This window comes from Streptomyces sp. NPDC102259 (assembly GCF_044766465.1).
Classification (GTDB): Bacteria; Actinomycetota; Actinomycetes; order Streptomycetales; family Streptomycetaceae; genus Streptomyces.
In genome coordinates this window covers 7868-24976 of sequence record NZ_JBIWMA010000021.1, presented here as the reverse complement: position 1 = coordinate 24976, position 17109 = coordinate 7868, and the positions used below count along the sequence as shown (strand labels likewise).

2 protein-coding genes are annotated in these 17109 nt (G+C 75.4%); both read left to right on the top strand.

What is annotated here, in order from left to right; genetic code table 11:
• Window positions 1-24 precede the first annotated feature (24 nt).
• A complete protein-coding gene (locus ACIRPU_RS34340) occupies window positions 25-1293 on the top strand; it encodes a cytochrome P450 (RefSeq protein ID WP_403874403.1) in 1269 nt (422 codons plus the stop codon).
• A gap of 198 nt (window positions 1294-1491) precedes the next feature.
• Window positions 1492-17094, top strand: coding sequence for an SDR family NAD(P)-dependent oxidoreductase (locus tag ACIRPU_RS34335; RefSeq protein WP_403874401.1), 15603 nt, complete (start codon window positions 1492-1494; stop codon window positions 17092-17094).
• Window positions 17095-17109: the final 15 nt, after the last annotated feature.

Here is a 17109-nt window from a genome sequence, read left to right as displayed (position 1 = left end):
GACGACACCGACGAGGGGAGCACCATGACGACCGGGCAGGACATCGAGGAGCTGGTGCGGTTCGTGCTGGCGCCGGGCACCGGCGACGACCCGTTCGCCCACTACCTCCGGCTCCGTGAACTCGCCGACGTCCACCGCAGCGAACGGACGGGCATGACGCTCCTGTCGCGGTACGCGGACTGCCGGCAGGTCCTGGGCGACCAGGAGACCTTCCGGGTCGTCGACACCGACTGGATGGCGGCCAACATCCCCGGCTGGCGGCCGTCGCCGGGCCAGGAGCAGTTCCTCTCGTCGCTGTTCTTCCGCAACCCGCCGGACCACACCAGGCTGCGGCGGCAGCTGTCGCGGGGGTTCAGCGCACGCCGGCTGCAGGTGCTGCGCCCACTGGCGGAGAAGGAGGTGCTGCGCGCGCTCGACCGGCTCGCAGCCGTCCCGTCCGGCCAGGTCGCCGACTTCCAGGAACTCGTCTCCGTGCCGGTGAGCCTGGCCGTGCTCGGCGGCCTGCTGGGCATCCCCGCGAGTGAACACGCCCGCTGCTGGACGCTGCTGAACGAAGCGGTCCCGGCGCCCGACCCGGCCGCCGACGAGGCGGCCAAGGCGGCCATGAGCAGACGGGCCGACGAGGCCGCGGCCGAACTCGCGGCCTTCTTCACCGAGTTGATCGCCCGCAAGCGTACCGAGCCCGGCGACGACCTCGTCAGCGCCTGCATGGTGGAGCAGGCGGGCGACCCCGAGCAGTTGACCGACCGTGAGCTGGCGCTCGCGGTGCTCCCGGTCTTCGGGGCCGGACTGACGACCCTGAGCGACACCCTCGGCAACCTCATGCACACCCTGCTGACCCACCCCGACGGGCTGGAGCGGCTCTCGGCCGATCCGACGCAGGCCGAACGGGCGGCCGCCGAGGCGTTCCGCTACTGCGGGGGTTACCACATCACCCGCCGCTACGCGACACGCGACACCGAGATCCGCGGGGTGCCGATAGCCGCGGGCTCGGTCGTGGTGCTCCTCCTGGCCGGGGCCAACCGCGACCCGGAGGCGTTCGGCCGGCCGGAGGAGTTCGACATCGAGCGCCCCGAGACCGCCTCGCTGGCCTTCGGCTCCGGAATCCACTTCTGCCTCGGAGCGGCGCTGGCGAAGCTGCTGGTCGAAACCGTGTGCGGGGCCCTGCCCCGAGGGCCGGCGCTGCGCCCCGCCGGGGCGCCGCGGTGGCGGCCGTCCGTGCTCTTCTTCGGACCGGTGCACCTGCCGGTCACGGTCGTGACAGACCCCCACGCGGTGCGGCCGACGCGGTAGCGGCCGGCCCTCGCCACGGCGCGGGCAGCGCCCGCACACCGACTCACCCGCTCCCGGAGCGGCGGGAACCGTCCCGCCCACCCGGGGACTTCGGCCGAACCCCGCAACCGCGGCACCGGCGGCACGGGGCGCCGTCGGTCGGCGTGAACCGCACCGACGCCCCGACGCGTTCGATTTCGACAAGCCTGGAGGACGGACTTGAGCACGCCGGAACAGGATCTCGTAAAGGCTCTGCGCGCCTCGGTCAAAGAGACCGCGCGCCTCCGGCAGAAGAACTCCCGGCTGCTCGCCGCCGCCTCCGAGCCGATCGCCGTCGTGTCGATCGGCTGCCGCTTCGCGGGCGGGATCGCCGGTCCGGAGGACTTCTGGAAGGTCGTGTCCGAGGGCGCGGACGTGTACACGCCGTTCCCGGACGACCGTGGCTGGGATCTCGAGGGGCTCTACGACCCCGACCCGGACAACCCCGGCACGACCTATGTGAACCAGGGCGCCTTCCTCCACGACGCGGCCCAGTTCGACGCGCGGTTCTTCGGGATCTCCCCGCAAGAGGCCATGGCGATGGACCCCCAGCAGCGGCAACTCCTCGAGGTGTGCTGGGAGACGCTGGAGCGGTCGGGCATCGACCCGCAGAGCCTGCGCGGCTCCGACACCGGCGTCTACGCCGGCATCGTGCACCAGGACTACGCGCCCGACCTCCCCGGAGTGGAGGACTTCCTCAGCCTGGAGCGCGCGCTCGGCAGCGCCGGCGGCATCACCTCCGGCCGGGTGTCCTACTGCCTCGGGCTGGAGGGCCCGGCCGTCACCGTCGACACCATGTGCTCCTCGTCGCTGGTCGCCATCCACCTGGCCACCCAGGCGCTGCGCCGCGGCGAGTGCTCGCTGGCCCTCGCCGGCGGGGCCACCGTGATGGCCACCCCGGGCGGGTTCGTCGGTTTCGCACGCCAGCGCGGCCTCGCCTTCGACGGACGCTGCAAGTCCTTCGCCGCCGCCGCGGACGGCAGCAGCTGGGCCGAGGGCGTCGGCGTCGTGCTGCTGGAACGGCTCTCCGACGCGGAGCGCAACGGGCACCGGGTCCTCGCCGTGATCCGCGGCTCGGCCGTGAACTCCGACGGCGCCTCCAACGGGCTGACCGCCCCGAACGGGCCCTCGCAACAACGCGTCATCCGCAGCGCGCTGGCGGCCGCGGGTCTGTCCACCGACGACGTCGACGCCGTCGAGGCCCACGGCACCGGGACCACCCTGGGCGACCCGATCGAGGCGCAGGCGCTCATCGCCACGTACGGGCAGGGCCGCGACCCGAAACGGCCGCTGCTCCTGGGCTCCGTCAAGTCCGTCCTGGGCCACACCCAGGCCGCCTCCGGCGTGGCCGCCGTGATCAAGACCGTGCTCGCACTGCGCCACCGTCACCTCCCGGCGACCCTGCACGTGGACGCCCCGACCCCGCAGGTCGACTGGTCCTCCGGCACCGTCGAGCTGCTCACCGAGGGGCGCGAGTGGCCGGAGAGCGGGCGGCCACGCCGGTGCGGCATCTCCTCGTTCGGCGCGAGCGGGACCAACGTCCACATGCTCCTGGAGGAGGCTCCCGAGACCCTGGGGGCCCAGGCCCCCGCCGCCGCTCCGACAGAGCCGGAGCACACGCTTCCGTTCATCGTCTCGGCCCGTACTCCGACGGCGCTGGCCAACCAGGCCCGGCTGCTCGGCGGCTGCGTCGACGACGGCGTCGCGCTCGGCGACCTCGCCTCCGCCCTGGTGACCGGCCGCGCGCTGATGAGCCATCGGGCCGTACTCCTCGCGCGCACCCGGGACGAGCTGCTCTCCGGACTCGCGCTGCTGGCCGAAGGCCGCTCCGGCACCGGCGTGGTCACCGGTGTCGCGGGCCAGACCGGGCCCGGCAAGACCGTCTTCGCGTTCCCGGGGCAGGGCACGCAGTGGGCGGGCATGGGGCGCGAACTGCTCGACGCCTCCCCGGTCTTCGCCGCTCGGATAGCCGAGTGCCAGGAGGCGTTCGAGCCGTGGGTCGACTGGTCTCTGACCGACGTGCTCCGCGGCGACGGCGCCGAGCTGGAGCGCGTCGACGTCGTCCAGCCCGTGTGCTTCGCGGTGATGGTGGCCCTGGCCGAGGTCTGGAAGTCCGCGGGCGTCGTCCCGGACGCGGTGATCGGCCACTCGCAGGGCGAGATCGCGGCGGCCTGCGTGGCCGGCGCGCTGTCCCTCGCCGACGCCGCCCGGGTCGTGACCCTGCGCAGCCAGGCCATCGACGAAGTGCTGCCGCGCGGCGGCGGGATGGCCTCCGTCGGGCTGCCGGTGGACGAGGTGCGCGCCCTGATCGCACCGTGGGCCGAGCGGCTGCAGATCGCCGCGGTCAACGGGCCGTCCACGGTGGTCGTGGCCGGTGAGGGCGCCGCCCTGGGCGAACTCACCGCTCACGCGGCCGAACAGGACTTCCGGTTCCGTCGGATTCCCGTCGACTACGCCTCGCACAGCCACTACGTCGAGAGCATCAGGCCCACCCTGGAGGCCGACCTCGGCGGGCTGGCGTCGTCGTTGCCGCGCATCCCCTTCTACTCCACGGTGGAGAGCCGGTGGCTCGGGGAGGAGGACCGGCTCGACGCCGACTACTGGTACCGCAATCTGCGGCAGCCGGTCCTGTTCGATCCGGCCGTCCGGGAGCTGATCGCCCAGGACCACCGGGTCTTCGTCGAACTCGGAGCGCACCCCGTCCTGGTGCCGGCCGTCACCGACATCGCCGAGGAACTGGACGCGGACGTCCTCGCGGTCGGCTCGACGCGCCGGGACGAGGGCGGCACGGACCGGCTGCTCGCCTCGATGGCCGAGGTGTTCGTGCGCGGCGTGACGGTCGACTGGACCACGGCCGTCCCCGGCCGCGGGCCCGCCCCGGTGGAGCTGCCCACCTACCCGTTCGACCACCAGCCGTACTGGATCACCATGCCGGGCGCCGGGACCAGCGCCGAGGCACTGGGCCAGGTGACCAGCGACCACCCGCTTCTCGGTGCGGTGGTGGAACTGCCGCAGACCGACGGCCTGGTCTTCACCTCGCGGCTGTCGCTCGCCACCCATCCCTGGCTGGCCGGCCACCGCATCCAGAACAGGGTGCTGGTGCCCGGCACGGCCTACGTCGACCTGGCCATCCGGGCCGGCGACCAATTCGGCCACGGAGTCCTCGACGAACTCGTGATCGAGTCACCCCTCGTGCTCCCGGCCGAAGGCGCCGTCCGGGTCCAGGTCGCGGTCGGCGGCACGGACGCGACGGGGCGCCGCCCGGTCGGGGTGTACAGCTCCCGGGACGGGGCGGGCTGGACCCGCCACGCGGCGGGCATGCTGGCCGACCTCCCCGCCGACGCCGACACGGACACCGGCGGCAGCGGATTCGACTTCGGCCAGTGGCCGCCGTCCGGCGCACGGCGGGAGGACACCGACGACTTCTACGCCCGCCTCGCCGACCGCGGATACGACTACGGACCGGCCTTCGCCGGACTGACCGCCGTCTGGCGGCGCGGCGAGGAGATCTTCGCCGAAGCCGTGCTGCCCGCCGAACACCGCGAGGACATCGAGAAGTTCGGCATCCATCCCGCGCTCCTGGACGCCGCGCTGCACGCAAACGCCTTCCACCGGCGCGACGACGACCGCAACGTCCTCCCGTTCGCGTGGAACGGCGTCCGACTGCACGCGGCGGGCGCCGGCGCACTGCGCGTCAGGGTCGCGCCGTGCGGTACGGACGCCCTGTCCTTCGACGCGGCGGACGAGACCGGCGCGCCGGTCCTGACCATGCGGTCCCTGGTCTCCCTGCCCATGTCCGACCTGGACGCGGAGCCCGCCCGTCAGGCCCCCGACACGCTGTGGCAGCTCGACTGGGAGCGCGTGCCGCACGCGGCCGGGCAGCCGGCGGGCAACCTGGCCGTCGTCACCACCTCCGGCGACGTGGCGCGGACCGCGCTCGCCGGGGACCTGGGCGAGCCGGCGCCCGACCTCGCCGTGCTCGACCTCACCGCACACACCGACGCCGACGCCGCGACCCGCACCGGGGACGGCCCGCTGCCGTTGCTGGGCCGGGTCCTCGGGGTGCTCCAGGCCTGGCTGGAGGAGCCGGTGCTCGCGGCCGTGCCGTTGGTCGTGGCGACCCGGGGCGCGGTGCCGGCACCCGGACCGGTCACCGACCCGGACGGCGCCGCGGTGTGGGGACTGCTGCGCGCGGCGCAGGCCGAGAACCCCGGCCGGTTCGTCCTGGTCGACATCGAGTCCGGCGCCGACCGGGACCGGGCGATCGCGGCGGCCCTCGCGACCGGTGAGCCGCAGACCGCCGTGCGCGACGACGACGTCCTCGCCCCGCGACTCGGCCGCGTCCGGCTCACCGAAGCCGACCCGCCCATGGAGTTCGCCGAGGACGGCACCGTGCTGATCACCGGCGGCACCGGAGTGCTCGGCGCGCTGCTGGCCCGGCACCTGGTGAACACGTACGGGGTGCGCCGACTGGTGCTGGCGAGCCGGCGCGGCCCGGCAGCCGAGGGCGTGACCGCGCTCGTCGACGAACTGACCGAACAGGGCACGTCCGTCGTCGTCGCCTCGTGCGACGTGTCGGACCGTGCCGCGCTCGCCGCGCTGCTCGCCTCCGTCCCGGCCGAACACCCGCTGACCGGCGTCATCCACGCCGCCGGCGTCCTGGACGACGGTGTCATCGCCGGCCTGGACCCGCACCGCATGGCCGGCGTGTTCGCGCCGAAGGCCGGCGCGCTGCGCCTGCTGGACGAGCTGACCCGCGAACGGCCGCCTCAGGTCTTCGCCGCGTTCTCCTCGGCCGCGAGCGTCTTCGGCTCGGCGGGCCAGGGCAACTACGCGGCGGCCAACGCCTATGTCGACGCGGTCGTCTCGGCCCGGCGAGCGGCGGGACTGCCCGCCGTGTCCCTGGCCTGGGGCCTGTGGACCCCCGTCACCGGGATGACGGGACGGCTCGCCGAGGTCGACCGCACCCGGATGAGCCGGGGCGGCGTCCGTCCGATGTCGACGGCCGAGGCACTCACCCTCTTCGACCTCGGCATCCGTTCGGGCAACCCGCTCCTCGTACCGATCCGGCTCGATCTCGGCGCCGTACGCGCCGAGGCGGCCGCGGACGGGACCGTCCCCCCGCTGTTCCGCGCCCTCGTGCGTCCGCCACGGCGGACGGCCCGGGCCGGCGTCGGCCCGGCGGGCGCGCTGGCCCGCCGGCTCGCCGGGCTCTCCGACGAGGAGCGGACCGAGCTGGTTCTCGACCTCATCCGCACCGAGGTGTCGGTCGTCCTCGGTCTGGGCGAGGTCGACGCCGCCATGGACTCCGAGCGGTTCGGCGACATCGGCTTCGACTCGCTGACCGCCGTCGAACTGCGCAACCGGCTGTCCGCGGCCACCGCCGTCAAGCTGCCCGCCACGCTCGTCTTCGACTACCCCACGCCCCGGGCGCTCGCCCGGCATCTGCTCGAACAGGTCGGCGGCACGGTCGACGCCGTCGCACCCGTGCGCCCCGCCGCGCCGGCCGAAGCCACGGACGACGACCCCGTCGTGATCGTGGGCATGGCGTGCCGGCTGCCGGGCGGCGTCACCTCGCCCGCCGAACTGTGGCGGCTGGTCGCCGACGGCCGGGACGGCATGTCGGAGTTCCCGGACGACCGCGGATGGAACCTCCACTCCCTCTTCGACTCCGACCCCGACCGCGCCGGCACGGCCTACACACGGCGGGGCGGATTCCTGCACGACGCGGGCTACTTCGACGCGGCCCTGTTCGGGATCTCCCCGCGTGAGGCCCTGGCCATGGACCCGCAGCAGCGGCTGCTGCTGGAGACCACCTGGCAGGTGCTGGAGGACACGGGCATCGACCCGTCGTCGCTGCGCGGGGAACGCGTCGGCGTCTACACCGGCATGTCGATCCACGACTACCTCGGCTCACTGACCGACGTGCCCGCCGAACTCGAGGGCTTCACCACCACCGCCACCGCCGGCAGCGTCGCCTCCGGCCGGGTGTCCTACGTGTTCGGGCTGGAGGGCCCGGCCATGACGGTGGACACCGCCTGCTCCTCGTCCCTCGTGGCGATCCACCTCGCGGCACAGGCGCTGCGCCAGGGCGAGTGCGAACTCGCCCTCGCCGGAGGCGTCGCCGTCATGGGCTCCCCGGTCGGCGTGACCGGCTTCTCGCGCGCCCGCGGACTGGCCGCGGACGGCCGGTGCAAGGCCTTCGCCGCCGCGGCCGACGGCACCGTGCTGTCCGAGGGCGTGGGCGTCGTACTCCTTGAGCGGCTGTCCGAAGCGCGACGCCGAGGCCACCGCGTCCTCGCGAGGATCCGCGGCTCGGCCGTGAACCAGGACGGCGCGTCCAACGGCCTCACCGCGCCGAACGGCCCGTCGCAGCAGCGGGTGATCCGCGCGGCGCTGGCCGCCGCCGGGGTCGCACCGGACGAGGTCGACGCGCTGGAGGCGCACGGTACCGGCACCACGCTCGGCGATCCGAGCGAGGCCGAGGCGATCATCGCCACCTACGGGCGGGACCGCTCGCCCGACCGGCCGCTGTGGCTGGGCTCGGTCAAGTCCAACCTCGGCCACACCCAGGCCGCGGCCGGCGTGACCTCGGTGATCAAGATGGTCGGCGCCCTGACACACGGCGTCCTGCCCGCGACCCTCTTCGTGGACGAGCCGACGCCGCACGTCGACTGGTCCGCGGGCACCGTCGCCCTGCTCACCGAGGAACGCCCCTGGCCCGAGACCGGCAGGCCCCGCCGGGTCGCCGTCTCCTCCTTCGGCATCAGCGGCACCAACGCGCACCTGATCCTCGAACAGGCCCCGGCCGAACCGGACGTGCCCGGCACCGCGGCCTCCGCGCCCGAACCGCCGGACGACGAAGCCGACGCCGTACTGCCCTTCGTCGTCTCGGCGCACAGCCCGCTCGCTCTGGCGGGCCAGGTGAAGCGGCTGCGCGCGGCCGTCGCGACCGGGCCGTCATTGCCGGGCACGGCGCGGACCCTGCTCGAGGGCCGCGCCCTGCTCGCCCATCGGGCCGTCGTCGCCGCGGCGGACCGGGACACCCTCGTCGAACGGCTCGACGCGATCACCGCGGGCGAGCCCGTCCCCGGCGCCACCGTCGGGACGGCGACTGCCGACGCCGCCGCGTCAGTGGTGTTCGTGTTCCCCGGGCAGGGTTCGCAACGGCCCGGCATGGGACGCGAGCTGTACGCCCGCTTCCCGGCGTACGCGGCGGCCTTCGACGAGGCCTGCGCCCGCCTGGACGACCGGCTCTCCGGCGCGGTCGGGACGTCCGTACGGGACGTCGTCCTCGCCGAACCGGACAGCCCGCGGGCGGCACTGCTGGACCGGACCGTCTACACCCAGGCGGCGCTGTTCGCGGTCGAGACCGCGCTGTTCCGCCTGGCCGAGTCGTGGGGCGTCCGCCCGCGACTGCTGCTCGGCCACTCCATCGGCGAGATCACGGCGGCCCACGTCGCCGGAATGCTCTCGCTGGACGACGCGGCGACCGTGGTCGCCGCCCGCGGCCGACTCATGCAGGCGCTGCCCGCCGGCGGTGCCATGGCCGCCGTGGCCGCGGGCGAGGACGAGGTCCGCCCGTTCCTCGGCTCCGGTGTCGACGTCGCCGCCGTCAACCAGCCCTCCTCGGTGGTGCTGTCCGGCGACGAGGACGCGGTGCTCGCCGCCGCCGACGCGCTGCGCGCACGCGGCCGCAAGGTCAAGCGACTTCAGGTCTCCCACGCCTTCCACTCCGCCCGCATGGACCCGATGCTCGCCGAGTTCCGCGCGGCGATCGCCGACGTCATCTGGCGGCCGGCGCGGATCCGTGTCGTCGCCCACCAGGACGGCGACATGGCCAGCGCCGACTACTGGGTCGAGCACATACGCCGCACGGTGCGCTTCGCCGACGGCATGGCCGCCGCGCTCGACCAGGGCGGAAAGCTGTTCGTCGAGGTCGGGCCGGGCGCGGCGTTGACCGGGCCGATGCTGGAGACGGCCGCCGCCTCGGGCGCCGAGCCGGTGTGCACGCCGATGCTGCGCGACGGACACGACGAGGCACAGACCGCGATCGGCGCGCTCGCCGAGCTGTTCGTACGGGGCGTACCGGCCGACTGGCGGACGTTGCTCCCGGCCGGCCCGCCCGCCGTCGAGCTGCCGACGTACGCCTTCGACCGCACGCACTACTGGTTGAGGACCGCCGCGGGACGCACCGACGCGACCGGCCTCGGGCAGGTGGCCGCCGACCACCCGCTGCTGTCCGCCATCGTCCCCGTGCCGGACACCGGCGGGCTCGTCGGTACCGCCCGGCTGTCCTCGGCCACGCATCCGTGGCTGGACGAACACCGGGTGCACGGGGTCACCGTGGTGAGCGCCGCGGCCCTCCTCGACCTGGCCGTCCGGGCCGGCGACGAGGTCGGCTGCGGGACGGTGGCACGCCTCGCCGTCGAGACCCCGCTCGTCGTTCCGCCGAACGCCGGGGTGCGGGTGGAGATCGCCGTGGGGGCGGCCGACGAGCAGGGCTGCCGTCCGGTCACGATCCACGGCGCCCAGGACGGCTCCGGCGGCTGGGTCCGGCACGCGAGCGGTGAACTGTCCGCGCGCACGCCGGCCGCCTCCGGCCCGGAGCCGCACGCTTGGCCGCCGGCCGGGGCCGAGCAGGTCGAGACGCCCGCGGAGAGCCTCGGACTGCTGGGCGTGTGGCGCCGTGGCGAGGACACGTACGTCGAGGTCGCGCTCCCCGACGACGGCGCCGACCCGGATGACGCTCCGCGGTTCGGCCTCGATCCGGCCCTGCTGGACGCGGTGACGCGGGCGGTGGCAGGAGACGCCACAGTCGCCGCGGTGTGGGAGGAGGTCGTGCTGCACGCGAGCGGCGCGCGCCGCCTGCGGGCGACGCTGACCCCGCTGGGCGACGACCGGTGGACCCTCGATGCGACCGACGAGTCCGGCCTCCCGGTCCTGTCCGCCCGCTCCTGGACGGCGGCGCCGATCCGCCCGCAGGACGTGGGCGGTGCCGCCGCCGCGGACGCGATGTACCGAGTCGTCTGGACCGCCACGGAGCCGTCCACGGTGCCGCCCGAGCAGCCGACGACGGCGACGGCTCCGGTCACGAGCCCCGCGGACGTGACGGCGTTCGCCGGGCGGATCACCGCAGGGGCCGAGGACGACGAACGGCGGCACAGCCCGCCGACCACCGCGGTGCTCGAGGTCGCCGTCGGCCGCGAAGCGCGGCCGCTGCTCGCGGACGTGCTCGCGGTGCTCCAGGCCTGGCAGCACGAGGCTCCGGCCGCCGCCCGGCTCGTCGTCGTGACCCGCGGCGCCGTGCCCGCCGGCCCGGCCGCCGTCACCGACGTCCCCTCGGCAGCCGTCTGGGGCCTGGTACGCGCCGCCCAGGCCGAGATGCCGGGCCGGATCCTGCTGCTCGACCTCGACCTCGACCTCGACCTGCACTCCGGGGCGAACACCGACGCGGCGGTCGCCACGGCCCTGGCCTCGGGCGAACCCCAGGCGGCGATGCGCGGCACCACCCTCCTGGTGCCCCGCCTGGCGCCCGCCGGGCCGCTCGCGGAGCAGAACGCCGAGCAGCCCGTCGTGGACCCCGAGGGCACCGTCCTGGTCACCGGCGGCACCGGCTCCCTCGGCGCGCTCGTGGCCCGCCACCTGGTCCGCGCCCGGGGCGTCCGGCACCTGCTGCTGGCCGGCCGACGCGGACCGGCGGCCGAAGGCGCCGAGGAACTCGTGGCCGAACTGTCCGCACTGGGGGCCACGGTGACCGTGGCCGTCTGCGATGTCTCGGACCGCGACGCCGTGGCCGCGCTCCTCGCCGGCATTCCGGCCGGCCGTCCGCTCACCGCCGTCGTGCACACCGCCGGGGTCCTCGACGACGGGCTGCTCGGCGCGATGGATCCGGCCCGCCTCGCCGCGGTCCTCGGCCCGAAGGCCGAGGGCGCGCGGCACCTGGACGAACTGACCCGGGACAGCGGTCTCGCCGCGTTCGTGGCGTTCTCCTCGGCGGCCGGCCTGCTCGGCTCCGCCGGACAGGCCAACTACTCCGCCGCCAATGCCTACGTGGACGGACTCATGACGGCGCGCCGCGCGGCCGGCCGGCCGGGCGTAGCCCTCTCCTGGGGCCTGTGGGACCAGGACGGCGGCATGACCGGGCACCTGGACGCCGCGGACCGGGCCCGGATGAGCCGCGGCGGCGTGCTGCCGCTGCGTCCGGACGAAGGACTCGCCCTGCTCGACGCCGCCCTCGACAGCGGCGAGGCGCATCTGGTGCCGATCAAACTGGATCTCGCCGCCGCCCGCGCCGACGCGGCCTCCGGCGGTCCGGTCCAGCCCCTGCTGCGACAGCTCGTCAGGGCGCGTCGACGCGCGGGCGGCACGGCCGTCGCGGGCGATCTGCTGGCCGCGCTGGCCGGCGGGTCCCCGGCCGAGCAGGCGTCGCGGTTGCTGACCCTGGTCCGTTCGCGGGCCGCCCTGGTCCTGGGACACAGGTCCGCCGACGACATCGATCCGGACAACGCCTTCCAGGCCGTCGGCATGGATTCGCTCGGCGGGGTGGAACTGCGCAACCGCCTGGGCGCCGCGACCGGGCTGACCCTGCCCGCCACCCTGGTCTACGACTATCCGACCCCCCGGCAGCTGGCGGCATTCCTGCGCGACGAGCTGGCCGGCACCGCCGCGCCCGCCGAGGCGGCGCCGGTGGTGGCCGGCCGGGCGCACGACGACATCGCCGTCGTGGGACTCGGCTGCCGACTGGCGGGCGGGGTACGGGGAGTGGACGACTTCTGGGATCTGCTGATGCGCCGCGGGGAGGGACGATCCCCCTTCCCGACCGACCGCGGCTGGGACCTGTCCACCCTCCCGGTGCAGGCCGGCAGCTTCCTGACGGACGCCGCGGAGTTCGACGCCGGCTTCTTCGGCATCTCCCCGCGCGAGGCGGTGGCGATGGACCCGCAGCAGCGCCTGCTGCTGGAGGTGGTCTGGGAGGCGCTGGAGGACGGCGGCCTCGACCCGGCCACCCTGCGCGGCACCGACGTGGGCGTGTTCGTCGGCGTGATGGGCCAGGGCTACGGCATGTTCGGCGGCGACGCGCAGTCCGACGGCCTGCGCGGCACCGGCGGCGCTCTCTCCGTGGTCTCCGGCCGGGTGTCCTACGTGTACGGCTTCACCGGCCCGGCCGTGTCCGTGGACACCGCCTGCTCCTCCTCCCTGGTGGCGATGCACCTGGCCATGCAGGCGCTGCGCAACGGGGAGTGCTCGCTGGCCGTGGTCGGCGGCGTCACCGTGATGGCCACGCCGGGCGCGTACGTCGAGTTCGCCAAGAACGGCGGGCTCGCGGCCGACGGCCGCTGCAAGGCCTTCGCCGCCTCGGCCGACGGCACCGGCAACGGCGAGGGCGTCGGCGTGGTGCTGCTGGAACGCCTGACCGACGCCCATGCCAACGGACACGCCGTCAGCGCCGTGGTACGCGGCTCCGCGATCAGCCAGGACGGCGCCTCCAACGGGCTCACCGCGCCCAACGGACCGGCGCAGCAGCGGGTGATCCGGCGCGCCCTCGCGGTCGCCGGGGTGGAGCCCGCCGACGTGGACGTCGTGGAGGCGCACGGCACGGGCACCCGGCTGGGCGACCCGATCGAGGCCCAGGCGCTGCTGGCCACCTACGGCCGGCGCGGCCCCGAGCAGCCGCTGTGGCTCGGCTCGGTGAAGTCCAACATCGGGCACACTCAGGCCGCCGCGGGCGTGGCGAGCGTGATCAAGACCGTGCTGGCCCTGCGCCATCAGGTCCTGCCGGCCACCTTGCACGTGGACGCCCCCACGCCCGAGGTGGACTGGTCCAGCGGCACGATCCAGCTGCTGACCGACGCTCGGCCGTGGCCGTCCCGGCCCGGCCGGACCCGCCGCGCCGGCGTGTCCGCGTTCGGCCTCAGCGGCACCAACGCCCACCTCATCCTGGAGGAGCCGCCGCAGCGCACGGACGAGCGGTCACGGATCCCCGCGGAGGACGCCCCCCTGCCGTTCGTCCTGACGGCCGGGAACCCGGCCCGGCTGGCCGCGCTCGCGGGCCGGTTGGCCGACTTCGCCGAGCGCGGCACCGCGCCGCTGCCGACGCTGGCCGCCGCCCTGGCCCACGGGCGGACGCGCCACGAGACGCGAGCCACCGTGATCGCGGCCGACCGCGCCGAACTCGTCGATCAGCTGCGGACGTTGGGCACGGGTGACGCCGGCGGTGCGCCGACCGGCGGCTCCACCGGACCGGGCACCGACGTGGTGTTCGTCTTCCCCGGGCAGGGCGGCCACTGGGTCGGCATGGGCCGCGAACTGATGGACCACTCGCCCGAGTTCCGGGCCTGGGTGCAGCGGTGCGACACGCTGCTCGCCGAGTACGACCTCGACTGGACGCTGGAGCAGGCGCTCGGCGGCGAGAACGATCTGTCCCGGGTGGACGTGATACAGCCCGCCTCGTTCGTCATGATGACCGGCCTGGCCCAGCTGTGGGCGTCCACCGGCGTGGTGCCGGACGTGGTGCTCGGCGCGTCCCAGGGCGAGATCGCCGCCGCGTGCGTCGCGGGTCTGCTGTCGGTGGAGGACGGGTTGCGCGCGATCGTGCTGCGCTCCCGCATGGCCGCGCAACTGCCGTCCACCGGTGCGATGCTGGTGGTCGGCGTGAGCCGCGCCCGGATGACCGAGATGCTCGCCGACTACCGGGGCCGGGTGGAGATCGGCGCGGTGAACGGTCCGGCGACCGTGGCCGTCTCCGGCGAACGCGCCGCCATCGAGGAGCTGGCCGCCGCCATGGCCGACCAGCAGCTCTGGTTCCGCAGGATCCGGGCGGACTACGCGTCCCACTCGTTCCTCGTCGACGAACTCCGGGAGCCGATGCTGGCCGCCCTGGACGGCATCGGGGAACGGCCGGCGCGCGGCCTCGTCCCGGGCTGCCGGTTCTACTCCACCGTCGACGGCCGCTGGATCGGCCCGGACGACGTCCTGGACGCCGACTACTGGTTCCGCAACCTGCGCCGGCCGGTCGAACTGGATGACGCCGTCCGCGCCGTGAGCGCCGACGCGCGGGCCATGGTCGAGGTCTCCGCCCACCCCGGGCTGGTCCCGTCTCTCCTCGACATCATCCAGGACACCGGCCGGACCACGCCGGTGCTGGCCACCCTGCGACGCCGCGAGGGCGGCCGGGAGCGGTTGACGACGGCGTTCGCGGAGGCCTTCGCCGCCGGCCTGCCGGTCTCCTGGGAGACGACGGTGCCGGCCGAACCGGCCGACTGGCGGGAACTCTGCCGCGAACTGCCCACCTATCCGTTCGACCACCGGCGCTACTGGTTGCGCAGCGCGCCGACGACCGACACCGCCGCTCTCGGTCTGGCCCGCACCGAGCATCCGCTGCTCGCCACGATGGTCGAACTGCCGCAGTCGGACGGGCTGATGGCCGTCTCACGGCTCTCGGCGCACGACCAGCCCTGGCTCACCGCCGGCACGGAGGGCGGTCCGGTCGAGGTGCCCGGCTCGGTCTGGGTCGAGCTGGCCATCCGGGCCGGGGACGAGGTCGACTGCGGGAACCTGGACGAGCTGGAGGTGCGGACGCCCCTGATTCTGCGCCCCGGCGACGCGGTGCGGCTGCAGATCTGCGTCGACGGAGCCGTCGCCGGCGGCCGCCGCCCGGTGACCGTGCGGTCGGCGCCCGCCACGACGGACCGGCGCCGCCCGGTCTGGACCCTGCACGCACAAGGTGTGCTGTCGCCGACGACCACTGCCGCCGCGCCCGAGCCCGACCCGGCCCCCTGGCCGCCGACGGACGCCGAACCGGTCGGTCTCGACGAACTGCCCCTGGCGACCGGGGCCACCGTACCGGCAGCCCTGCACGCGGTGTGGCGGCGCGGCGCGGACACCTACGCCGAGGTGGCCGTGCCCGCCGACCGGAGCGACGAGGCCGCCCGCTTCGGCGTCCACCCGCTGCTGCTGGAGGCCGCGGCCCACGCGGCGGGCTTCCCCGCGGGTCACGTCCCGTCGGCCTGGCGGCAGGTCGTGCTGCACGCGTCCGGCGCCTCGGCGCTGCGTGTCCGGCTACGGCGGACCGGCGACCGCGTGCGGCTGGAAGCCGTCGACCACGCGGGCCTTCCGGTCCTCACCGCGGCCCGCGTCACGGCCCGGCCGGCGACCGTTGCGCCGGACGGCCGGCGGCGCCCCGCGCTGCGGACGGAATGGGTCCCGCTCGACACCGGGCAGGCGGGCACCGCCGTCGAGGTCGTCACCGTCGACGGCGACGGCGCCGTGTTCGCCCTCGCCGCCGAGCCGTCGACCGCGGACGGCGTGGCCGCGGTGTTCGACGTGGACGCCGGCCGGGAGCCCGAGGACGCCTGCCGGCGTGCGCTCGCCGTCGCACAGGCGTGGCTGGACGAGCCGGACCTGGAGGGCCGCCGGCTGGTGGTGCGCACCCGCGCCGCGGTGCCGGGCGGTCCCCTGGGCGCCGGTCCCGCGGGGCTCGACCCGGCATCGGCGGCGGTGTGGGAGATGTTCGCCGCGATCCAGGCCGAGTACCCGGGACGGTTCGTGCTGCTCGACACCTCGCCCGAGGACGCCGACGCCCCGCACCACAACTCCGGTGACGCGAGCCTCGGCCGCGTCCTGGCCGCCGACGTACCGCAGGCCGCCGTACGGGCCGGCCGGGTGCACGTCCCGCGGCTGGTACCGGTGGACGCGACGGACGCGACGGCCCCGGCCGTCGACCCGGACGGCACCGTCGTGATCGTCGGCGGCACCGGTACGGCCGGCGCCCGCGTGGCCAGGCACCTGGTCGCCGAGCACGGGGTGCGCCACCTCGTCCTCGCCGGCCGGGGCGGACCCGGCGCCGAGGGCGCCGAGGCGCTTGCCGCCGAACTCACCGTGCTCGGCGCGTCGGTGACCGTACGGGCCTGCGACGCCGGCGACCGGGACGCGCTGCGACGCCTGCTGGACGGCATCCCGGACGACCACCCGCTCACCGGCGTGGTGCACGCCGCGGGGCTGCCGGACGACACCCGGCTCGCGGAACTGGACGCGTACCGGCTCACCGAGGTGATCGCCGCGCGCAGCGAGTCGCTGCGGCACCTCGACGAGCTCACCGCCGACGACCGGCTCGCCCTGTTCCTGGTGATCACGTCGGCAGCGGCCCTGCTGGGGCCGGCGCACCATCCGGCGAACGCCGCGGCCGACGGCTTCGCGCGGGCGATCGTCGCCCGCCGCCGGGCCGCCGGGCTCGCCGGCTGCGCCCCGGTGCTGCTGCCCGCCGCGGCCGAGGCCGAGGCCGACGGTGCGCCGGACCAGGACGTCACGCTGTCGGCGGTGTCCGAGGCACTGCGCTCCGGCGAGGGGTTCCCGGTGCCCGGCCGGCCCGAACAGTGGGCCGCCCCGGCCGCGGGCCGTCCCGTGCCGCCGCTGCTGCGCGGGCTGGTCCGGTCGCGCCGGCGGTCGGCCGCCCACACGGCGGAACGGGGCGAGGCCGTCGAGAACGGGTGGCAGGACCTGCTGAAGGGGCAGAGCCCCGAGGAACGGGAGCGGACCGTACTGGACCTGGTGCGAGCGCAGTTGACCGAGGTGCTCGAACTGGATCCGGCCGAGCCGGTCGACGCGCGGCGCGGGTTCTTCGAGCTGGGCCTCGACTCGCTGCTGGCGATCGAGCTGTCCCGGCGCCTCGGCGGCCGTACCGGCACCGCGCTGGCGCCCGCGGCCGTCTTCGGCCACCCGACCCCGGCCGCGCTCACCGGCTACCTGCTGGCACGCATGGAGGGCACGAAGGCCGATGCCTGACAGATCCGCACCCGC